Here is a 20514-nt window from a genome sequence, read left to right on the forward strand (position 1 = left end):
GTCGTCGTACGACGCCCGGGGCCGATCCCTCTAGCCTCGGAGCATGACCACCGCACCATCGGGGCCCACTCCTGCCCTCACCGCGAGCCTGCGCGTGTGGCCGTGGGTCCTCACCGCACTGCTGGTGGTGGGGACGGCCGCGGCGAACCATGCCGTCGGCTCTCCCTCGCCCGCGATCCTCGGTGTCCTGCTGGCCACGGCCGCGATGCTGCCGACGGTGTTGCCGGGGTTCGGGAGTCGGTGGGGCGTGCCGGTCGGAGCGCTGCTGCTGACGGCGGGTGCGTTCACCGGCGCCTACTTCGCGTGCGGCTACGCCGACGGCCCGATCTTCCTGGCCCTGCCGGCCGTCACGTTCGTGGTCGCGATCAGCACGCCGGTGGCGCAGTGGATCCGGTGGGCGGTTCCCGCGCTGGTGTTCGTCGCGCTCGGTCTCGCCGCTCGCTACGCGTGGTGGGAACAGGATGCCGGCCACCAGCACTTCTGGCAGGCCGTGGGTGCGGTGGCCATCGTGGCGGCAACCGGTGCGATCGCGACCGCGGCCCGCAGCCGGATGGACGCGCACGCCGAGCGCGTGGGCCGCGCCGCGTCCGAGGAACGGCTCCGGATGGCCCAGGACCTGCACGACGGCGTCGGCCACGGACTGGCCGTGATCGCGATGCAGGCCGGGGTCGCGCTGCACGTGCTCGACCGCGACCCGGCTGCTGCGCGGGAGAGCCTGGAAGCGATCCGGACGACGAGCAAGGAAGCCCTGGACGCGTTGCGGTCCGAGCTGGCGACCATCGCGGGAGAGCCGGCACCGCGACGACCGACGGCCGGCGTCGAAGCGATCCCGGCGCTGGTCGAACGGGTGCGGTCGGCGGGCCTGGCCGTCGAGGTCATCGGGGAGCCGGGCGACCTCTCGCCCGACACCGGGGCCGCGGCCTACGGCGTCGTGCAGGAAGCGCTGACCAACGTGCTGCGCCACTCCGGGGCGAGTGCGGCACAGGTCCGGTGGGAGCGCCGGGCGGACCGGGTGGTTCTCGCCGTGACGGACGACGGTCGCGGGGGAGCGGTGCAGGATGACGGCATGGGCATCGGTGGCATGCGGAGTCGCGTCGAGGGGATCGGCGGGACGTTCCGTGCCGGTCCCGGCGCGCGCGGCTTCGAGGTCCTCGCGGAGATGCCGCGGTGAGTGACGTGGTCCGGGTTGCCCTGGTGGACGACCAGCCGCTGGTGCGGATGGGCCTCGCGACCCTCATCGACGCCGAGGCCGACCTCGCGCTCGCGGGGGAGGCGGCCGACGGTCGCGAGGGCCTGGCCCTGGTGCGTCGCACGCTTCCGGACGTCGTGCTCTGCGACATCCGGATGCCGGTTCTCGACGGCCTCGCCCTGCTGGCAGAGGTCTCCGCGGATCCCTCCCTGGCCGAGGTCAAGATGGTCATGCTGACCACCTTCGAGCTCGACGAGTACGTCTTCGAGGCGCTGCGCAACGGTGCCAGCGGCTTCCTGCTCAAGGACGCCGAACCGGTCGCCCTGCTCGACGCGATCCGGGTCGTCGCCGAGGGCGGCTCACTGCTGGCCCCGTCGGTCACCCGCCGGGTGATCGAGCACTTCGGCGCGAGCCGGCCCGAACGCGTGCATCCGCGCCTCGGTGACCTGACCGAGCGCGAGCGCGAGATCCTCGGCTGGGTCGCCACCGGGCGCTCCAACGCCGAGATCGCGGCCGAGCTCGTGGTCAGCCCGGACACCGTCCGGACCCACGTCAGCCGCGCGATGGTGAAGCTGCAGGCCCGTGACCGCGCGCAGCTCGTGGTGTTCGCGATCGAGTCGGGACTACGCCGGAACTGACGCCCGTTCGTGGTGGCTCAGTCGCCGCAGGGTGGGGAGCTCAGCGGGGAGCCGGTGTCGAGGACACCGCCGATGGCGAGGGTTCGCAACAGGCCTGGTCCTCCCGGTCGGCCCCACCAGTTGTGGCGGGCGGTGACGTCGTACCGCAGCACGTCCGCGGCCAGCAGCCCGCCGGCCAGGCAGTTCTGGCCCACGCTGCCGAGCAGTCCGCCCCCGATGTCGATCACGTGCGTCCGCGTCGTACCCAGGTCCTCGGCGGAGAAGTCGGCGATGCCCGAACCCAGGCCGCCGGCGCGCGACAGGTCGGTGTGCTGCACCTTGACCGACAACCTGTCGAGCGCCGTGAAGTTGCGGACTCCGATGTTCTCGCCGCGGTTGTCGGTGATCGTCGAACCGTCGATCGTGGCGATGATCTCCGCGGTCGGCCCCTTGCCGTTGACCACGTTGCTGCCCAGCGAGAGTCCGTTGTTCGCGCAGTGCCGCAGCACGCTGTCGCGGACAGCCAGCCGGATGGTGTTGCGTGCCCCGAGGCTGCCCGCGAGCACGCAGTCCCCGTTGTTGAACGGGAGCAGGAGGGTGTTGCCGATGCCCGTCGAACGCTCGGCGGTCACCCGTTCGAGTGTCATCGTCATCACGGCGTCGGTGCCGAGGCCGCCGTGCTCGATGACGTCGCCGGGCGACCCGGAGAACGAGCTGTCCTGCACCAGTACGTCGAGCCGTGCACCCGAGCCCATGGTCACTGCTTCGAGGCCGTTGGCCGAGAAGCCGCCCCACCCGTGCTCGTTGGTGTACGTGTTGTGGGTGATCGTCGCCGTCAGCTGGGCGGGTCCGGCGGCGTTGAGGAAGACGCCCTCGGAGTCGGCGCCCTCGACCGCGAGATTGAGGTCGTCGGGGTTGCCGAGCAGGGCCTGCGTGTTGCGGTGCAGGAGACCCCGCAGCCGGGCCGAGTCGCGCGCCTGGAGCCCGATGGCGAGGACCGACTGGAAGTCCTTGCCCTGGCGCAGCGAGTGGATCCTGTTGTCGGTGATGGTCGCCGTACCCGTGGCCGTGCCGGAAAGGCGTACGTCGATGCCGTCGCCACACGTCGCGTCGTGCACGAGGTTCCCGGTGATGCTCACGGCCAGGTCCTGCCGGACGGAGGCGTCGATCATGATGCCGGCCCAACCGTTCTGGAGCCCGTTCGCGATGGGGATCCCGACGCCGGGCAGGTTGGTGGGGGCCATGAACGGCGGGATCAGGTACCCGTCGGTGCAGCCGGTGTTCTGGCCGGAGACGTCGTTCCCGGAGATGCGCACGCCCGTCACGTCGACGCCGTGGACGGCGCCGCGGCGGGCGCCGGTGATGCGCACGTTGGTGACCGTGGTCCCGTCGGCGACCCGGACCGCGTCCCCTGACAGGCGGGTGGTCGTGTTCGTGAGGCGCGGGGCCGTCGTACCGGCCGTCCACACGGAGGGGCCGGAGCCCCGGAGGGTCTGGCCGGGCTTGAGCTGGATGCCGCCGTCCAGGACCCCCGTGGCCGGCAGGACCACGATGGTGTCGCCGGCTCGTGAGGCGCTCTCCACCTGGGCGAGCGAGCCGAACGGATGGCTTGCTGTGCCGACGGAGGTCGTGGCACCCGCCTGCACGTACCAGGTGGACACTTCGGCCTCGGCCGGGCCGGCGGTGAACCAACCCGTGACGAGGAGGCCCGTTGCCAAGGCGCCGGCTGCCGCGGTTGCGACGGCTGCCCGTACCTTTCGCCTGTTCACCGGAGCAGCCCGGCGCAGTTGCTCGGAGCAGGCTTCCCGGCGAACCGCGCGCGGAGGTAGGCGATCGCGCCCGGCGCGCCGAGGACGATCTCGGTGAGGTGCTCGCCGAGCAGCTTGACGTCGTGCTGGACGGCGACGCCACCCCGGCAGTAGCTGCGGAGCGTGTCCTTGGCGGGCCCGATCGGAGCGAACTCGTCGAGCAGCGTGTGGTACTCATACACCGGCGCGGTGGGGGTCCCGCTGCGGTGGCGCGGGCTGTTCTCGCGCAGCATCGCGGCCACGGCGGGGGTGTCGAGGGCGTTCGGGACGCTCTCGATGTCGCGCATCCGAAGGAACGGACGCCGTGGAGCGGCGTCGAAGAGGCAGTCGTCGCGCATGGTCTCGAAGAGCTGCCTGCCGAGCGGGTTGAGGTACTGGACGATGCCGACCTCGGGATAGGCCCGGTCGAAGCCGTGCATGCCCATCGGGATGGCGCCGCCGGCGATGCTGCCGTCGAAGGCGTCGATCGTGGCGCGGACGTCGCCGAGCAGTCCGCCGAGGGCCACGCCCCGCATCGGCAGCTCCGGGGCGTAGGCCCCCTGCAGCTGCGCGGCGTTGGCCGTCGCGAAGGCGCCGCCGGAGTAGCCCCAGATCGCGACCGGCGAGTCCTGGAGGCCGGCGGCGGTGAGCTGTCGCGCCGCGCGAAGACCGTCGAGGACCGCCTTCGCGGCAACGTCGGCGACGAGGAACTGCGACTCCATGCCCTCGTAGTCCGGCACGGAGACGGCCCAGCCCTGGAGCAGGGCAGCGACGACGATCGGGGTCTCCGAGTACGACCCGGTGAAGCCGCCCGAGGCGCCGGCCGTCAGTGCGTACGACGGTGCGCAGCGGGTCGAGACGCCGTCCTCCGCGGTCTGGTACGAGACCAGGGGGCGTGGCCCGGGTCCGGTCCAGGGGGCCGTCGGCACGATGACGGTGGTGACGGTCACGGTCGGTGTCATGGTGCGGTCCGAGGTGCGGTAGAGCAACTGCCAGGCAGCGGCAGGGATCGGCAGCTCGAAGGACCTGACCTGGACCCGACGTGACGCGATCACCTGCCCCGGTTGGTACGACGCCAGGTCGGCCGGTGCGGCGAAGAACGGATCGTCCTCCGGGAGCGGCAACGGCTCGTCCGCAGAGGCCGGGGAGGCAGAGGAGGCAGGGACAGCAGGGGTGAGCAGCACGACCGCGATGAGAACCGCGAGCAGCCCACAAAGCGAAATGATGGTCTTTCGCATGAGCGGAGCGTAGAGGGCGTCGGAGCGGCCAGCCAGATGCCTTTTCAGATACCTTCAGAGGCCCGTTCAGAGGGGAGTCGCGTCGCCCGTCAGCAGGTGGATCGCGAGTGCGGACAACTGGTCCTCGAGTCGCCGTGCCGACGCCCGTTTGCGCTGGAGCATCCAGTCGTGGACCACGACGTTGATGGCACCGCTGAGGGAGAGGGCGAGGAAGCGGAAGTCCCGTGGTGCGATCTCCTTGCGGGCGACGGCCCGACGCCCCTCGTCCTCGACGAGCGCCACGATGGTCGCCCGGAAGTCGAGCCGCTGCTGCTCGACCCGCGGGCTGACGCCGACGATCTCGACGAAGGCGATCCGGGCGGTCCGGGGGTCGGCCAGCACCGGTCGGAGATAGGCGCGGACGGCGGCGTCCAGCCGCCGGCGGAAGTCGTCCTCCTGGCTCGCGGCCAGCGAGACGGCGACGGCTTCGTAGGCGTCGGCCGTGATCGCGCCGTAGAGGTCGAGGAGGAGGTCCTCCTTGCAGCTGAACTGCAGGTAGAAGTGGCGCGTGGAGACCGATGCCGTCGAGCAGAGTCGGTCGATCGACGTGGCCTGGTAGCCGTGGGTGCCGAACAGGTCGAGGGCGGCGGCGCGCAGTCGCAGGAGCCGGCTGCGGTCCCGTTCCTCGGCCGACTGGCCGCCGTACTGTCGTGCGGTCGTGGTCTCCATCGGGCGCCTCCTTCGACTGGAGGCACGCTATCCGAAAAGTTGCCTTGTCGGAAAGGAGGTCAGCGGGCGCCGATCCGGACCGGGCGCCCGGCGAGGTAGCCGGTGCTGATCTGGACCACGCCGAGGCCGGCGAGCAGCAGGCAGGGAAGGGTCCAGCTGCCGGTGGCGTGGTGCATGACGCCCACGACGAACGGGCCGCTGGCCGCCAGCAGGTAGCCGATGCTCTGCGCCATCGTCGACAGCGCGGCGGTGTCGACGGACGACGTCGTCCGCATCGCGAAGAAGGACAGGACGACCGGGAAGACCGATCCGCCGACGCCGAGCAGGGCGGCCCACAGCCAGGCGCCGCCGGCGGGGGCCAGCCACAGGCCGAGCCAGCCGAGCACCGTCAAGGCCGTGAGTACGGCGACCAGGTGGCCCTGGTGGCGCATCCGGCCGGCGATGGTCGGGACGATGAAGAAGCACGGGACCCCGATGAGGATGCTCACCGCCAGCAGCAGGCCGGCCGTCTCGTCGCTGAAGCCGGCGTCGACGTACACGCTCGGGAGCCAGCTCATCATCACGTAGGCGAACAGCGACTGGGTGCCGAAGAGGACGGTGACGGCCCACGCGGTGGGGTTGCGCCACATCGAGGTGCCGCGGGCGGTCGAGCGCTGGCGGTTGCGGCCCCGGCAGTACGGCGCCCACGCGACCGCAGCGATGAGGGCGAGCGCCGCCCAGACGCCGAGGCCCACGCGCCAGCTGCCGGTCGCGTTCGCGATCGGGACGGTGAGCGCGGCGCCGAACGCCGAGCCGAGCGAGAGGACCGCGCTGTAGGCGCCGGTCATGGCGCCGACGCGAGTGGGGAAGTGCTCCTTGACGATCGCCGGGATCAGCACGTTCGCGAGCGCGATGCCGGCGCAGGCGACCAGGGTTCCGGCGATGAGGGCGGGGGTGCCGTCGACGACGCGCAGCACCAGGCCGGCGGCGAGCAGGACCAGTGCGCCCTCGAGGCCGCGGTCCACGCCGACGCGGCGGGTGACGATCATGGCGGTCGCGCCGACCGCGGCGAAGCACAGCACGGGCAGGGACGTCAGGACGCCCTGCGTGGTGGCGGAGAGGCCCATCGAGCCGAGCCGATCGAGCATCGCGCCGAGGCTGGTGACCGCGATCCGCAGGTTGAACGCGACAAGCAGGACGGCAACGACCAGACTGATGGTCGCCCGACGCCGCGTCTGCGCGCTCACCTCGGCCCCTTCGGAGAGATGTCCCCGGAGGAGGTGCGAGAGGCGCGACGGCTGCGCGGTGGGCGGCATGAGGACTAGTGTAGACAGACGTAGGATGATTGGACGAAAGGACGACGATGCCGCTCGCCCCCGCACACACCGCCTCCCTGGTCGACCAGGCCATCGAGGGGATGCGCGCGCTGCTCGCCAGCGGTGAGTGGACCGTCGGCACCCGGATCCCGCCCGAGCCGGTGCTCGGAGCGTCCCTGGGCGTCAGCCGCAACACCGTCCGTGAGGCGGTCAAGGCGCTCGCCCACGTCGGCCTGCTGGAGGTACGCCGCGGCGACGGCACGTACGTCGCAGCGGCCACCGAGATGCAGGCGCTGATGCGTCGCCAGGTCGATCGTGTCGAGCTGGCCCACCTGCTCGAGGTGCGGCACGCCATCGAGGTGCGGGCAGCGGCGCTCGCTGCCGAACGTCGTACCGACGACGACCTGGCGGTGCTCGACGCGGCCGTGGCCCGCAAGCGCGCCGCCCTCGCGGAAGGCGACGCCGCCGGCTTCGTGACCGCCGACGTCGCGTTCCACGTCGGCGTCGTGGCGGCCGCGCACAACCCGCTGCTCGTCGAGCTCTACGACGGACTCGTCGAGACCCTCACCGCGAGCATCGAGACCCCCGCCGGCCCGGACGAGCTGGAGGCCGAGCACGACGACGTCCTCGCGGCCATCAGGGCCGGGGACGTGGAGGCCGCGGCGTCAGCGAGCGCGGTCCTGCTCGACCACGTCGCCGGCTGACGTCCTACTTCGCCCAGGCGGCGTCCCAGCCCTCGATCTCGCTCGCGGGGCGGGTGGCCGGACCGGTGTAGATGGCCGACGGGCGGATCAGGCGGCCCGTGGTCTTCTGCTCCAGGATGTGTGCCGACCAGCCGCCGGTGCGGGCGCAGGTGAACATCGACGTGAACATGTGTGCCGGGACCTCGGCGAAGTCCAGCACGATGGCCGCCCAGAACTCCACGTTCGTCTCGAGCACGCGGTCGGGACGGCGCTCACGCAGCTCGGCCAGCGCGGCCTGCTCGAGCGCCTCGGCGACGGCGTAGCGGGGGGCGTCGAGCTCCTTGGCCGTACGACGCAGCACGCGCGCCCGCGGGTCCTCGGCGCGGTAGACGCGGTGACCGAAGCCCATCAGGCGCTCGCCCGAGTCGAGCAGGTTCTTGACGTAGGCGCGGGCGTCGCCGGACTTCTCGACGTCCTCGATCATGCCGAGGACGCGCGAGGGCGCGCCGCCGTGCAGCGGGCCGCTCATCGCGCCGATGGCGCCGGAGAAGGCCGCCGCCACGTCGGCACCGGTCGAGGTGATGACGCGCGCGGTGAACGTCGAGGCGTTCATGCCGTGCTCGGCAGCCGAGGACCAGTAGGCGTCGATGGCGTGCGCGTGCTTCGGGTCGGCCTCGCCGCGCCAGCGGATCAGGAACTTCTCGGCGAGCGTCTGGCCCTCATCGACCAGGCGCTGCGGGACGACGGGCAGGTGCAGGTCGCGGGCCGACTGGCCGGCGTACGACAGGACCATGACCGCGACGCGGGCGAGGTCCTCACGGGCCTGCTCGTCGGAGATGTCGTAGGTCTGGCCGAAGCCGAAGGCCGGCGCGAGCATCGCGATCGCGGCCTGGACGTCCACGCGGACGTCGCCGGTGTGCACCGGGAGGCTGAACGCCTCGGCCGGCGGCAGGCCGGGCGTGAAGGATCCGTCGATCAACAGGCCCCAGACGTTCTCGAACGGCACTCGGCCGGCGAGGTCCTCGATGTCGACTCCGCGATACCGCAGTGCCGAGCCTTCCTTGTCAGGCTCTGCGATCTGGGTTTCGAAGGCGACGACGCCCTCAAGTCCGTGGTGTACCTCAGGCATCGACAGCTCCTTCGTCCGTGGGGCACGCCGTCCGGGTTGCGAACGGCACGCAGGCCACCCGGCATTCTGCCGCACTCGCTAGTTTGGGCACATGCCCGGGGACCCAACCACGCCCGACCTTGCCATGCTGCGCAAGGAGTACGGCGCTGCCGGGCTCGACGAGTCCGAGGTCGATCCGGATCCGTGGGTCCAGTGGCAGCGTTGGTACGACGACGCGACCGCCGCCGGGATCCATGAGCCGAACGCGATGATCCTGGCGACCGTCGACCCCGACGGCGTGCCGTCGTCGCGGACCGTGCTGCTCAAGGGTGTCGCTCCGGAGCGACCCGACGACGGCTTCTCGTTCTTCACCAACACCGCGTCCCGCAAGGCTCGGGCGCTGGCGCACGAGTCGCAGTGCGCACTGCTGTTCCCGTGGCATCCGCTGGAGCGGCAGGTCCGGGTCGAGGGCCTCGCGATCCCGCTCGATGACGCCGCGGTGCAGGCCTACTGGGCCTCCCGCCCGCGCGGTTCGCAGCTCGGCGCCTGGGCCTCGCCCCAGTCGCGCGTGGTCAGCGGCCGCGACGAGCTCGAACAGGCCTACCGCGACGCGGAGGCACGGTTCGACGGCCAGGATGTGCCCGTGCCGCCGACCTGGGGTGGCTACCTCGTTCGTCCCGCGACCTTCGAGTTCTGGCAGGGCCGGCAGGGCCGCCTGCACGACCGGGTGCGCTACGGGCGGGTGTCGACCGGCTGGGACGTCGCGCGGCTCGCACCCTGAGGAGTGGCCGGGTCGTTCGCCTGCTCCTTGGTGCTCTTCGTGGCGAGGTAGACGACGGCGAGCAGGGCGATCACGACGAGCACCGCGATCAGGAGCATCAGCTGGTTCTTGTCGCGCCTGCCCTTGGAAGGTGAGCTGCGGGTGCTGCGGCGGCGTCCGCTGGTGCGCGAGCGCGGGTCCTCGGCCAATGCCTCGAAGCCCTCAGGGTTGGGCAGGCTCTCGAAGCGGGGCACCTCGAAGGACGCCGGCACGAGGTTGCGGAACTCGGAGTGCATGCCGCCCTCGGCAGGCGGTTCGACGCCCCGGATGTCCGGGCGTGCGGGTGCCGGGAGTGGCTCGGGCGTCGGCTCGGGCTCGGGCTCGACCTCGGGCTCGACCTCGGGCTCGACCTCGGGTTCCGGTTCGGGCTCCGGTTCGGGCTCGGGCTCCGGTTCCGGCGTGGCCTGGACCTCGGGCTCCGGCTCCCACGGGTCGGACAGCGGGTCGAATCGCGGGACCGGGCGCACGGGCGCGATCAGGTTGCGGAACTCCTGGTCGCGGCCGAGGGCGTCATCGACGACTGCCGGCTGTGGCTCCGGCTGTGGCTCCGGTTCGCTGACCGGCTCGGGTTCCGGGTCGACGTACGACTCGACCGGCGTCTCGACCGGTGCGGCATCCAGCGCCACGTGAGGTCCGCCGGACGTCGGCCACGACGACGCGGGCACGGTGTCGAGCACGATCAGGACGGCCTGCGCGGTCGGTCGGCGGTGATCCGGGCCGCAGATGGCGCGCATCAGCACCTCGGCCGCGAACGGCGGGAAGCTGGGCAGGATCTCGTTCGGCGCGGCCGGCTCGGCCTCGCCGGGGTCCACGCCGGTCAGTGCGTGATAGGCGAGTCGTCCCAGCGACTCCGGGTCCAGGTCCGTGACGCCCCTCAGGAGCGCGAGCGCCTGGTCGGCCGGCAACGGCTCCGGTGCGGCAGCGTCGATGAGCGCGCGCAGCGTGGCGCGCTCGCCAGACGGAAGCCCCATGTCCATGGCCGCATCCTCCCTTGCGCCGAGCCACTGCGTGGCGGAATTCGCGAGACCGGTCACAACGATCCGGTTCTGCCCGGAGGTGGTACAGGGCGATTGTCATAGCCCTCACCAACTCCTGTCGTTGAGCACGCATGGGCACCCGACTCGGAGCACTCACCCTTGCCGTCGTCACGGTTGCCGCGGGCATCACGGCCGCGCCCGGTCGGGCGGGAGCCGAGGACACCCCCGCACCGGTCGTCGTCGACCAGTGGTTCACGACCTCCGACGGCATTGAGCTGCAGACGACCCTGACGAGCACGGGGCCCGTGGAGGCGAAGCCGACGGTGGTCGAGTTCTCGCCGTACGGAAACAACAGCCAGACGCTGGAGGTTGGCCCGGACTACAACTACCTGCTCGTCCAGATCCGCGGCACCGGCGGCAGCGACGGGTCCTTCGATGCGCTCGGTCCGAAGAGCCAGAGCGACGTCGTCGAGGTGCTCGAGTGGGCATGCACGCAGCCGTTCAGTGACGGGCGCCTGGCGCTCAACGGGTTCTCGGCCAGCGCGATCGTGCTCTACAACTCCTGGCACCAGGAACTGCCATGCGTGAAGGCCGCGATCCTCAAGTCCGGCACCCACGAGCTGTACCGCGACCTGCTCGTGCCCGGCGGCCTGATGAACCTCGTCCCCGGCGCCGGCGTCATCACGCTGATCGGTGCCCCCGCCCTGCTGCAGGGTGTCGAACGACTCCAGCGCAATCCCGGCTCGGCGCTCGACGTGATCGGCGGACTCTTCACCTCGGGAGTCAATGCCGGCCTGGCCCACCCCAGCCTCGACGCCTGGTGGACCGAGCGTGGCTGGCGCGGCGACGCCAACGACATCCCGGTGCTGATGATCAACGGGTTCTACGACGTCGAGTCGCGCGGCGCGTTCCAGGGCTATCAGGCGCTGCGGGCCGATGGTGCCCACCTCGTGATGGAGGGCGGCCACGACGGCGTGCCGGCAGGCACGGACGGGGGAGCGGCCGAGGCAGCCGCCTGGCTCGACCACTTCGTACGGGGCGAGGCCAACGGCATCGAGAGCCAGCCGCGGGTCAGCCTCACGCTGGCGAAGGGTGACCGGCCGTCGTACCTCAAGGGCGAGCACGTCACCGTCCAGGGGGCCGACTGGCCGCTGCCCGGCACCGAGTGGACCGAGCTGGCCTTCGCGCCGGGCCGGTCGCTCGCGCTGGCGCCGCCGACCGCGACGGGTACGGCGTCGTACGTCACCGTCCCGTCCCTGCCGACGATGACCGACGTCCCGAACATCGCACTGATCGACGCAGGTGCCGCCGGTGCGTTCTCGGGTGCGCTGCCGCTGCTCAGCCAGACCACGCTCGCCAGCATCGATGGCGTGACGGGGCTGACGTACACGACGGGGACGCTCGACGCGGACGTCGACCTCGCCGGTCCGGTCGCGCTGGACGTGAACCTGTCGACGACGACGCCGGGCTCCGGCATCTGGGCCGTGCTGTCCGACGTCGCGCCCGACGGGACGTCCAACCCCTTGACGGTCGGCCGGCTGAGCACGAGCTACCCGGCCGTCGTACCCGCGAAGTCGATGACCGACGGCCAGGGCCGGATCGTCCAGCCGTACGGCGACTACTCCCACGCCTCGCCGGCCACGCCGCTCCAGTTCCGCCGCTACCAGGTGGAGTTGTGGCCGGTCGGCAACCGCTTCGAGAAGGGGCACCGGATCCGGATCCAGATCGTCGGTACGTCGCTCGCGTCCCCGCTGGCGCTGCCCGCGATCCACAACCTGCGCATCGGTGGCGCGGACGGCGCCCGGCTGCGGGTGCCCGTGTTGCCGGGGAGTGACTTGAGCGCTGCACTTGGGCCTTGACCGGCGCTGCGGCTGAGGGCTCTGGGACGATCCTCGGCGTGGCCAAGAGATTCAAACGCATGAGGAAATGGGCGGACCGTTGGATGCCGGCCATTTTCGCCCTTTGTTGTGTTGGACTCGCCGTGGTCGCCTCGCCAGATGTGCTTGCTGCCGCACGGAATGATGGCCGACCAGGAACCTTCACTGCGGCGGCGGAGGACTGCTCCGGCCGCGGCGGATGCAGTTGGCGCGGGTCGTTCGTGAGCGATGACGGCTCCGTTCGCTCGGATGAGGTCAGCTACGACGGTCCTGGAGTCGAGGAGGCCGGAGACGAGACGGTTGCACAGGCAACTCGGAACGAGCCGGGCGAGGTCTATCCGCCGAATGACCGGACGTGGGTGTTGATGCTCGCGCTCGGGGGCGGCGGTGTGGGGTATCTGGTGTGGTGGGTCGTGCGAGGGAGTTGGCGCCGCCGGTAGGTGGCCGGATAATCGTTTGTGAGTGAGCGCTCACTCATCTAATCTGGTGAGATGCCACCACGCGCCGCACCACTCTCGCCCGAGGACCGGCGCGAGGCGTTGATCCGGGCCACCCGGCCGCTGCTCTACGACCACGGCCGCGCAGTCACCACCAAGCTGATCGCCGAGGCGGCCGGTGTCGCGGAGGGCACGATCTTCCGGGTCTTCGCCTCCAAGGAGGAGCTGATCGACGCCACGGTCACCCGGGCGTTCGAGCCGGGCGACGTGCTGCGCCGTCTCGACGAGATCGACGTGGGGCTGCCGTTGCGTGAGCGGATGCTCGCGATGACGTCGATCCTCCAGCAACGGTTCCTCGCGATCTTCGGTCTGATGCGCGCGATGGGGACCGTCGGTCCGCCGCAGCACCTGCACGACCGGCCCGAGCTGAAGAAGGGCCTGGAGGACGTGCGCGCCCGGTTGCTCGCGCTGATCGAGCCGGACGCCGACCACCTGACGCTGCCGCCCGAGCAGGTGCTCCACGTGTGGCGGCTGCTGACCTTTGCCGGCTCCCACCAGGAGATCGCCGACAACGACCTGCTGACCCCCGCCCAGATCGTCGACACCGTGCTGAACGGCGTCGAGAGGAGGGACGCCTGATGCTTCCCCGCTTGCTCCGCGCCTACCTGTCGCCGTACAAGGGCTGGCTCACGGCGATCGTGCTGCTGCAGTTCACGGCGACCGCCGCGATGCTGTACCTGCCCAGCCTGAACGCCGACATCATCGACAAGGGCATCGCCCAGGGTGACACCGGCTACGTCCTCAGGATCGGCGCCGTCATGCTCGCCGTCTCGCTCGTCCAGGCCGCGTGCTCGATGTCGTCGGCCTGGTTCGGCGGGCAGGCAGCGATGGCCTTCGGCCGCGACCTGCGCAAGGCGGTCTTCGCGCGCGTCGGCGAGTTCTCCGCCCGCGAGGTCTCCACGTTCGGCGCACCCTCGCTGATCACCCGCGCGACCAACGACGTCCAGCAGGTCCAGATGCTCGCCATGATGGTCTGCCTGATGGGCGTGATGATCCCCATCATGATGATCGGCGGGATCGTCATGGCGATGCGCGAGGACCTCGGCCTGTCCTGGCTGGTCTTCGCCGTCGTACCGGTCCTGTTCGTCTGCATCGGGTTCGTCGTGTCCCGGATGGTGCCGGCGTTCCAGACCGTCCAGGCCCGCATCGACGACGTCAACCGGATCCTGCGTGAGCAGATCACCGGCATCCGCGTGGTCCGCGCGTTCGTCCGCGAACCGCAGGAGACCGCCCGTTTCGCCCGCTCCAACGACGACCTCACCGAGGTGTCGCTCCGCGCCGGACGCTGGATGGCGCTGATGTTCCCGCTCGTCATGGGCGTCACGAACGTCGCGATGGTCGGCGTGATCTGGTTCGGCGGGCACCGCGTCGACAACGGCCAGATGGAGGTCGGCGCCCTGACCGCGTTCCTGTCCTACCTGATGCAGATCCTGATGTCGGTGATGATGGGCACGTTCATGCTGATGATGATCCCGCGCGCCTCGGTCGGCGCAGTCCGGATCGCCGAGGTGCTCGACACCGACTCCAGCGTCGTCCCGGCGGCCCACCCGGTCACCTCGGTCGACGTCGCCGGTCACCTCGACGTCGAGGGCGTCGGACTTACCTACCCGGGTGCCGAGGCACCCGTGCTGCGCGACGTGTCCTTCAGTGCCCGCCCCGGGCAGACGATCGCGCTGATCGGCTCCACCGGCGCCGGGAAGACCACGCTGGTCAACCTGGTCCCGCGACTGCTGGACGCCACCGAGGGAGTCGTGCGGGTCGACGGCGTCGATGTCCGCGACCTCGACCCCGAGCTGCTCTGGTCGAAGATCGGGCTGGTGCCGCAGCGGGCCTTCCTGTTCTCCGGCACCGTCGCCACCAACCTGCGCTACGGCCGCGAGGACGCCACCGACGAAGAACTCTGGGAGGCGCTCGAGATCGCACAGGCCGCGGGCTTCGTCCGCGAGATGCCCGACGGTCTCGACACCGCCGTCGCGCAAGGCGGTACGACGGTCTCCGGTGGCCAGCGTCAGCGGCTGGCCATCGCCCGCGCGCTGGTACGACGACCGGAGATCTATCTCTTCGACGACGCCTTCTCCGCGCTCGATGTCGCGACCGATGCCCGCCTGCGCGCGGCCCTCGGCCCGATCACCCGCGACGCCACGGTCGTGATCGTCGGGCAACGGATCGCGACGATCCGCGACGCCGACCTGATCCTCGTGCTCGAGGACGGCGAAGTGGTCGGCCGCGGCACCCACGACGAGTTGATGGCGGACGATCCGACGTACCAGGAGATCGCGGCCTCGCAAGGCATCCACCGAGAGGAGGTCGTGGCATGAGCGACGCGAAGACGATGAAGTCGACCGAGCGGATCGTCCAGCAGGGCGGACCCGGTCGCGGCCCGATGGGCGGCATGGTCGGGCAGAAGGCCGACAACTTCCGCGCCTCGGCGAAGCGCCTGGTCGGGCTCCTGCGTCCCGCACGGGGCCGGGCGTTCGCCGTACTCCTCCTCGGCATCGGTTCGGTCGCCTCGGTCGCGATCGGCCCGTGGCTGCTGGGCAAGGCGACCGATGCGGTCTTCACCGGCTACATCGGCAAGGAGGTCGGCCAGCAGTTGCCGGAGGGCGCCACCAAGTCCGACGCCATCGCAGCGGCCGAGTCCCGCGGCGACGGCCAGTTCGCCGACTTCCTGCGGGGCCTCGACCTCATCCCCGGGCAGGGCGTCGACTTCGGCAAGGTCGGCCAGCTGCTGCTGGTCACGCTGCTGATCTACATCGGTGGCCAGGTGCTCGGCTGGCTGCAGGGCTACTACATCAACGACGTCGTGCAGGAGACCGTGCGGCAGATGCGGTCCGACGTCGAGGACAAGGTGCACCGGTTGCCCCTGTCGTACTTCGACAAGCAGCCGCGCGGCGAACTGCTCAGCCGCGTCACCAACGACATCGACAACGTCGCACAGAACCTCCAGCAGACGATGAGCCAGCTGCTCACGTCGCTGCTGATGGTCGTCGGTGTCCTCGGCATGATGTTCTGGATCTCGCCGCTGCTGGCGTTGATCGCACTGGTCTCGGTACCGATCGCGATGTTCGCGAGCGGCCGGATCATGAAGCGCTCCCAGAGCCAGTTCATCAACCAGTGGCGCCAGACCGGCAAGCTCAACGGCCAGGTCGAGGAAGCCATCTCCGGCCACGCCCTGGTGTCGGTGTTCGGTCGCCGCGAGAGCGTCGAGGCGGCATTCGACGAGGCCAACGAGGCGCTGTACCAGTCGTCGTTCAAGGCACAGTTCATCAGTGGCCTCGTGATGCCGGTGATGATGCTGGTCGGCAACATCAACTACGTGATCATCGCCGTCGTCGGTGGGCTCCGGGTGACGTCGGGGTCGATGAGCATCGGTGACGTCCAGGCGTTCATCCAGTACTCACGGATGTTCTCGCAGCCGATCACCCAGATCGCCTCGATGGCGAACCTGCTGCAGTCGGGGGTGGCGTCGGCGGAACGGGTCTTCGAGCTGCTGGACGCCGAGGAGGAAGTGGATCCGTCGGCAGTTGCGACCGTGGACGCCGCTCGCGTCTCGGACGCGGCCCGCGAGGACACCCGCGGCGAAGTGGCGTTCGAGGAGGTGTCGTTCTCCTACGACCCCGACGAGCCGCTGATCGAGGACCTGTCGCTGATCGCGCACCCCGGCCAGATGGTCGCCATCGTCGGGCCGACCGGCGCGGGCAAGACCACGCTGGTCAACCTGATCATGCGCTTCTACGAGCTCAGCGCCGGTCGGATCACCCTCGACGGCACGGACATCACCGCGCTCTCGCGGGCCGAGCTGCGCAGCCGGATCGGGATGGTGCTGCAGGACACGTGGCTGTTCGAGGGCACCATCCGCGACAACATCGCGTACGGCCGCCCCGACGCGACCGAGGACGAGATCCGCGCGGCAGCCAGGGCGACGTACGTCGACCGGTTCGTGCACTCGCTGCCCGACGGCTACGACACCCGGGTCGACGACGAGGGCTCGAACCTGTCGGCAGGCGAGCGGCAGCTGATCACCATCGCCCGGGCCTTCCTTGCCCAGCCGGCGCTGCTGATCCTCGACGAGGCGACGTCGTCGGTCGACACCCGTACGGAGCTGTTGTTGCAGCACGCGATGGCCGCGCTGCGGACCGACCGGACGTCGTTCGTGATCGCGCACCGGCTCTCCACGATCCGCGACGCCGACCTCATCCTGGTGATGGAGGACGGCCGGATCGTGGAGCAGGGGTCTCATGCCGAGCTGCTCGAGGCGGACGGTCCCTTCGCCCACCTCCACGCGGCGCAGTTCGCCGCTGCATCGATCTAGCAGTCGTACTGGAAGTAGGGCTTCTCGCCGCCGGTCACCGCGATCTTCGCGATCGTGGTGTCGTCGGTGACCTTGCCGGCGGGGGAGTCGAGCAGGAAACTGAGGTAGGCCAGGCCGTCCTCCTCGCCGGGCGGGTAGACCGACGCCTGGTCGAACCCGTCGTCGACCGGCTGGGTGAGGGTGGGGAACGCCCGCTTGAGCTCGCCGTACGTCGACCCGACCTCGAGGTCGCCGTGCTCCGTGTGCGGGCCGGGTGCGCTCACGGACAGCTGCGTGATGGTGGCGTCCTCGTCGGTCAGGACGAAGAGCTTCTTCGCAGCCGGATCGGCTGCCCAGTGGATCAGCTCGCCTTCGCACAGCACGGCGCCGTCCTCGAACAGGCCGGTGGGCGTCCACTGCGCACGGGTCATGCCGACGCGTGCCTCACCGATCGAGCCGGGCAGGATCACCAGGTCCTCGGTCGGGTTCGTTGTGGTGTCGGTCGTCGGTTCGTTCGTGGCGGTCGAGGTGACCTCGTCGTTCGCCTCAGCGGGGCCGTCGTCGTTGCAGCCGGCGAACAGGGCGGTGCTGGCGAGGAGCAGGGCAAGGACCGTCGGCGTACGGCGCGCGTGCAGGTTCATGCTTCGTGTGATGCCGGTTCCTGCTGATTTGTTGCGTGCTGACCTGCCGTCGGAGACGGTCCTGGGTCAGCGCCGCAGCACCTTGCGGGCCAGCAGGTTCCCGGACACCTGGATCACCATCACGATCGCGACAAGGACGAGGATCGAACCCCAGGTGACGATCTCGTCGAACTGCCGGAAGCCGTAGACCTGGGCGAACGAGCCCAGTCCGCCGCCCGCGATCACGCCCGCGATGGCCGTCATGTCGATGATCGCCACGAACGCGAACGTGAAGCCGAGGATCAGCGGACCGAGCGCCTCGGGCACCAGGACGGTGAACGTGATCCGAGTGCGGCTCGCGCCCATGGCGCGCGCGGCCTCGATCACGCCGGGGTTCACCGTCACGAGGTTCTGCTCGACGATCCGGCTGATCCCGAAGATCGCGGCGATGGTGATGGCGAACGTCGCTGCCCAGATCCCGATGCCGGTGCCGATCACGAGGCGCGCGAGCGGCTGCAGGGCCGCCACGAAGATCACGAACGGGATCGGCCGGAAGAAGTTCACCAGCACGTTGAGCACCACGAACACGGGGCGGTTGGCGAAGAGCCCGCCCTTGCGCGTGAGGAAGAGTCCAAGGCCGAGCCCGAGGCCGAGCAGGCCACCGATCACCAAGGCGATGGAGCCCATGACCAGGGTGCCGCCGGTGGCCGACCAGAACTCCGACTGCAGCTCGCCGAGACGGGTGTCGATCGCGAACGCGTCCATCTCAGGCCACCTCCGTCCAGGCGACGAGCCCGCTGACGTCGGTCAGCGCGTCCTCGATCGCGGCGTCCTCGCCGGTGAGGGCGAGGGTGAGGTTCCCGAAGGTGTGGCCCTGGATCTCCTCGATCCCGCCGAAGACGAGCTCGAACTCGACCCCGTGGCGCAGGAGTACGGCGAACACCTCGGACTGGCGCGCGGTTCCCTCACGGAACGCGATCCGGATGAAGCGGCCGGGGTGCCGTGCGCGGAGGGCGTCGAGCGCGACGGGCGACGGGACGTCGTCGACGACCGAGCCCACGAAGCGGCGGGTCACCGGATGCCGGGGCTCCGCGAACAGCTCGGCGGTCACGCCCTCCTCCACGACCTTGCCGTTCTCCATCACCGCGACGCGGTGGGCGATTCGTCGTACGGCGTCCATCTCGTGGGTGATGAGCAGGATGGTGATGCCGAGCTCCCGGTTGACCTTCGCGAGCAGGTCGAGGACGTCGCGGGTCGTGTCGGGGTCGAGCGCGCTGGTGGCCTCGTCGGCCAGCAGCAGCTGCGGGTTGGTGGCCAGTGCACGGGCGATGCCGACGCGCTGCTTCTGTCCGCCCGAGAGCTCATCGATGCGGGCATGCGCCTTGTCGCCGAGGCCGACGAAGTGCAGCAGCTCCGAGATCCGCTTCTGCTGATCCCGTCGCGGCGTTCCCGCCACGGTGAGCGGGAACGCCAGGTTGCCCCAGACGGTGCGCGAGTCGAGCAGGTTGAACTGCTGGAACACCATGCCGATGTCGAGCCGCACCTTGCGCAGCTCGCGCTCGGAGAGCGTGGTGATGTCGACGCCGTCGACCACCACGCTCCCCAAGGTGGCAGGCTCCAGTGCGTTGACCAGCCGGACGAGGGTCGACTTCCCGGCGCCGGAGTACCCGACGATCGCGAAGATCTCGCCCTGCTCGACGGTCAGGTCGACACCGTCCACGGCACGGATCGGGGTGTCGCCACGTCGTACCGGAGCGAACTCCTTGACGACACCCCGCAGTTCCACGAGTCCCATCAGAGTGGCGCCTACTTCTTCTCGCGGATCTGGGCCTCGACCTGGTGCAGGCTCTTCTCGAGGTCGGCCTGGCTGATCGTGAGGAACTCGGCGGTGTTGCCCGATGCTTCGTCGGCGCCGTCGAGCACGGCCTGCGTCTGCTGGTAGATCTCGACGAGCTTCAGCAGGACCGGGTTGTCCTTGTCCTCGGCACGGACCGCGAAGATGTTGACGTAGGGCAGCGCCTTCTCCGACGAGGGGTCGTCCTGGGCGATGGCGTCGTCGAACTCCAGGCCGGCGTCGGCGACGAAGTCGTTGTTGATGATCGCGGCCGCCACGTCGGGCAGCGACGTGACCGTCAGGTCCGCCTGGACGGCCTTCACCTTGACCCGCGAAGCCGACTCGTCGACGTCGGCCACGGTCGAGAAGATCGAGCCGCCGTCCTTGAGCGTGACCAGACCGGCCGACTGGAGCACGAGCAGGCCGCGCGCCTGGTTGGAGTCGTCATCGGGGACCACGACCGTGTCGCCGTCCTTGATGTCGGCAACGTCGTCGTACTTCGTCGAGTAGAGGCCGAGCGGGTAGATCGCGGTGGAGCCGATCGGGACCAGGTCGTCGTTGTTCGCGACGTTGTGCTCGGCGAGGTAGACGATGTGCTGGAACTGGTTGGCGTCCAGCTCGCCCTCGCTCAGTGCGGGATTGGGCAGCGGGTAGCTGGCGAAGTCCTTGACCTCCAGGTCGATGCCGGCCTCCTTGGCCGCGTCGGTGAGGGTCTTCCAGTACGCGTCGGAAGCGCCGACGGTGCCGAGCACGACCTTCACCGGACGGTCCTTGTCCAGCTCGGTGGTGGCGTCCTTGCCGGTGGCGCGGGGGATGTCGTCGCCGCGGGTGGCGAAGAAGATCACGGCGCCGATGAGTGCGAGCACCACGACACCGATGCCGAGCAGGAGGGGCAGGCGGGACTTCGGGGCCTCGATGAGGGGAATGTCGTCGGACATCGTCTTCCTTCTCGTTGCGGGCACGACTCGTGATC

The 20514-nt window shown here is 70.3% G+C and carries 18 protein-coding genes; 8 read left to right on the top strand and 10 right to left on the bottom strand.

All coding sequences use genetic code 11. The annotated features are described in order from the left end of the window. The first annotated feature begins 43 nt into the window (after positions 1-43). Both ACOACQ_RS20480 and ACOACQ_RS20485 read left to right on the top strand, forming a co-directional pair. Positions 44-1171: a sensor histidine kinase gene (locus tag ACOACQ_RS20480; protein ID WP_420289173.1), complete on the top strand. Its 1128-nt coding sequence runs from the start codon at positions 44-46 to the stop codon at positions 1169-1171. Positions 1172-1176: 5 nt separating this feature from the next. Beyond that, the gene (locus tag ACOACQ_RS20485; RefSeq protein ID WP_420289213.1) at positions 1177-1827 is read left to right on the top strand and encodes a response regulator; all 651 of its coding nucleotides are present in this window, start codon (positions 1177-1179) and stop codon (positions 1825-1827) included. Between the two features lie 17 nt (positions 1828-1844). Here ACOACQ_RS20485 and ACOACQ_RS20490 read toward each other — a convergent pair whose 3' ends face one another. The 4 genes from ACOACQ_RS20490 to ACOACQ_RS20505 form a co-directional block, all read right to left on the bottom strand. After that, positions 1845-3575, bottom strand: a complete 1731-nt coding sequence (locus ACOACQ_RS20490; protein ID WP_420289174.1) for a hypothetical protein — start codon at positions 3573-3575, stop codon at positions 1845-1847. Further along, a complete protein-coding gene (locus ACOACQ_RS20495) occupies positions 3572-4831 on the bottom strand; it encodes a lipase family protein (RefSeq protein ID WP_420289175.1) in 1260 nt (419 codons plus the stop codon). Before ACOACQ_RS20495 ends, ACOACQ_RS20490 begins: the two co-directional genes overlap by 4 nt. 66 nt (positions 4832-4897) lie before the next feature. Further along, positions 4898-5539 (bottom strand): TetR/AcrR family transcriptional regulator, encoded by a 642-nt coding sequence (locus ACOACQ_RS20500; RefSeq protein WP_420289176.1) that lies wholly within the window; start codon positions 5537-5539, stop codon positions 4898-4900. Between the two features lie 59 nt (positions 5540-5598). Further along, complete coding sequence (locus ACOACQ_RS20505; protein ID WP_420289177.1) at positions 5599-6834, bottom strand: CynX/NimT family MFS transporter; 1236 nt, start codon at positions 6832-6834, stop codon at positions 5599-5601. Positions 6835-6881: 47 nt separating this feature from the next. Here ACOACQ_RS20505 and ACOACQ_RS20510 point away from each other — a divergent pair, with 47 nt between their 5' ends. Beyond that, on the top strand, positions 6882-7538 hold the full coding sequence (locus tag ACOACQ_RS20510) for a FadR/GntR family transcriptional regulator (protein ID WP_420289178.1): 657 nt from the start codon (positions 6882-6884) through the stop codon (positions 7536-7538). Between the two features lie 4 nt (positions 7539-7542). Here the strand turns inward: ACOACQ_RS20510 and ACOACQ_RS20515 are convergent, their stop codons facing one another. Next, positions 7543-8646 carry a citrate synthase 2 gene (locus tag ACOACQ_RS20515; protein WP_420289179.1) on the bottom strand — a complete coding sequence of 368 codons (1104 nt, stop codon included), beginning with the start codon at positions 8644-8646 and terminating at the stop codon, positions 7543-7545. Between the two features lie 91 nt (positions 8647-8737). On the opposite strand from ACOACQ_RS20515, the gene pdxH reads away from it, so the two are divergent. Next, entirely contained in the window at positions 8738-9406 is a 669-nt protein-coding gene (gene pdxH / locus ACOACQ_RS20520; RefSeq protein WP_420289180.1) for a pyridoxamine 5'-phosphate oxidase, read from the top strand. Here pdxH and ACOACQ_RS20525 read toward each other — a convergent pair. Beyond that, positions 9358-10422, bottom strand: a complete 1065-nt coding sequence (locus tag ACOACQ_RS20525) for a hypothetical protein (protein WP_420289181.1) — start codon at positions 10420-10422, stop codon at positions 9358-9360. The genes pdxH and ACOACQ_RS20525 overlap by 49 nt on opposite strands. 131 nt (positions 10423-10553) lie before the next feature. On the opposite strand from ACOACQ_RS20525, the gene ACOACQ_RS20530 reads away from it, so the two are divergent. The 4 genes from ACOACQ_RS20530 to ACOACQ_RS20545 all read left to right on the top strand — a co-directional run bounded on the left by ACOACQ_RS20530 (position 10554) and on the right by ACOACQ_RS20545 (position 17108). After that, positions 10554-12281, top strand: coding sequence for a CocE/NonD family hydrolase (locus ACOACQ_RS20530; RefSeq protein WP_420289182.1), 1728 nt, complete (start codon positions 10554-10556; stop codon positions 12279-12281). Between the two features lie 509 nt (positions 12282-12790). Beyond that, a complete protein-coding gene (locus ACOACQ_RS20535) occupies positions 12791-13375 on the top strand; it encodes a TetR/AcrR family transcriptional regulator (protein WP_420289183.1) in 585 nt (194 codons plus the stop codon). Then, positions 13375-15114, top strand: coding sequence for an ABC transporter ATP-binding protein (locus ACOACQ_RS20540; RefSeq protein ID WP_420289184.1), 1740 nt, complete (start codon positions 13375-13377; stop codon positions 15112-15114). The genes ACOACQ_RS20535 and ACOACQ_RS20540 overlap by 1 nt, the downstream gene beginning before the upstream one ends. Continuing rightward, positions 15111-17108 carry an ABC transporter ATP-binding protein gene (locus ACOACQ_RS20545; RefSeq protein ID WP_420289185.1) on the top strand — a complete coding sequence of 666 codons (1998 nt, stop codon included), beginning with the start codon at positions 15111-15113 and terminating at the stop codon, positions 17106-17108. Before ACOACQ_RS20540 ends, ACOACQ_RS20545 begins: the two co-directional genes overlap by 4 nt. Here the strand turns inward: ACOACQ_RS20545 and ACOACQ_RS20550 are convergent. The 4 genes from ACOACQ_RS20550 to ACOACQ_RS20565 form a co-directional block, all read right to left on the bottom strand. Then, complete coding sequence (locus ACOACQ_RS20550) at positions 17105-17728, bottom strand: hypothetical protein (RefSeq protein ID WP_420289186.1); 624 nt, start codon at positions 17726-17728, stop codon at positions 17105-17107. The two genes, ACOACQ_RS20545 and ACOACQ_RS20550, sit on opposite strands and share 4 nt — an antisense overlap. A gap of 66 nt (positions 17729-17794) precedes the next feature. Beyond that, complete coding sequence (locus ACOACQ_RS20555; protein ID WP_420289214.1) at positions 17795-18394, bottom strand: methionine ABC transporter permease; 600 nt, start codon at positions 18392-18394, stop codon at positions 17795-17797. 79 nt (positions 18395-18473) lie between these two features. Beyond that, positions 18474-19502, bottom strand: a complete 1029-nt coding sequence (locus ACOACQ_RS20560) for a methionine ABC transporter ATP-binding protein (protein WP_420289187.1) — start codon at positions 19500-19502, stop codon at positions 18474-18476. Positions 19503-19513: 11 nt separating this feature from the next. After that, positions 19514-20479, bottom strand: a complete 966-nt coding sequence (locus tag ACOACQ_RS20565) for a MetQ/NlpA family ABC transporter substrate-binding protein (RefSeq protein WP_420289188.1) — start codon at positions 20477-20479, stop codon at positions 19514-19516. Positions 20480-20514 lie beyond the last annotated feature (35 nt).

The sequence above is a fragment of the Nocardioides sp. CPCC 206347 genome (assembly GCF_048654605.1).
GTDB lineage: Bacteria > Actinomycetota > Actinomycetes > Propionibacteriales > Nocardioidaceae > Nocardioides.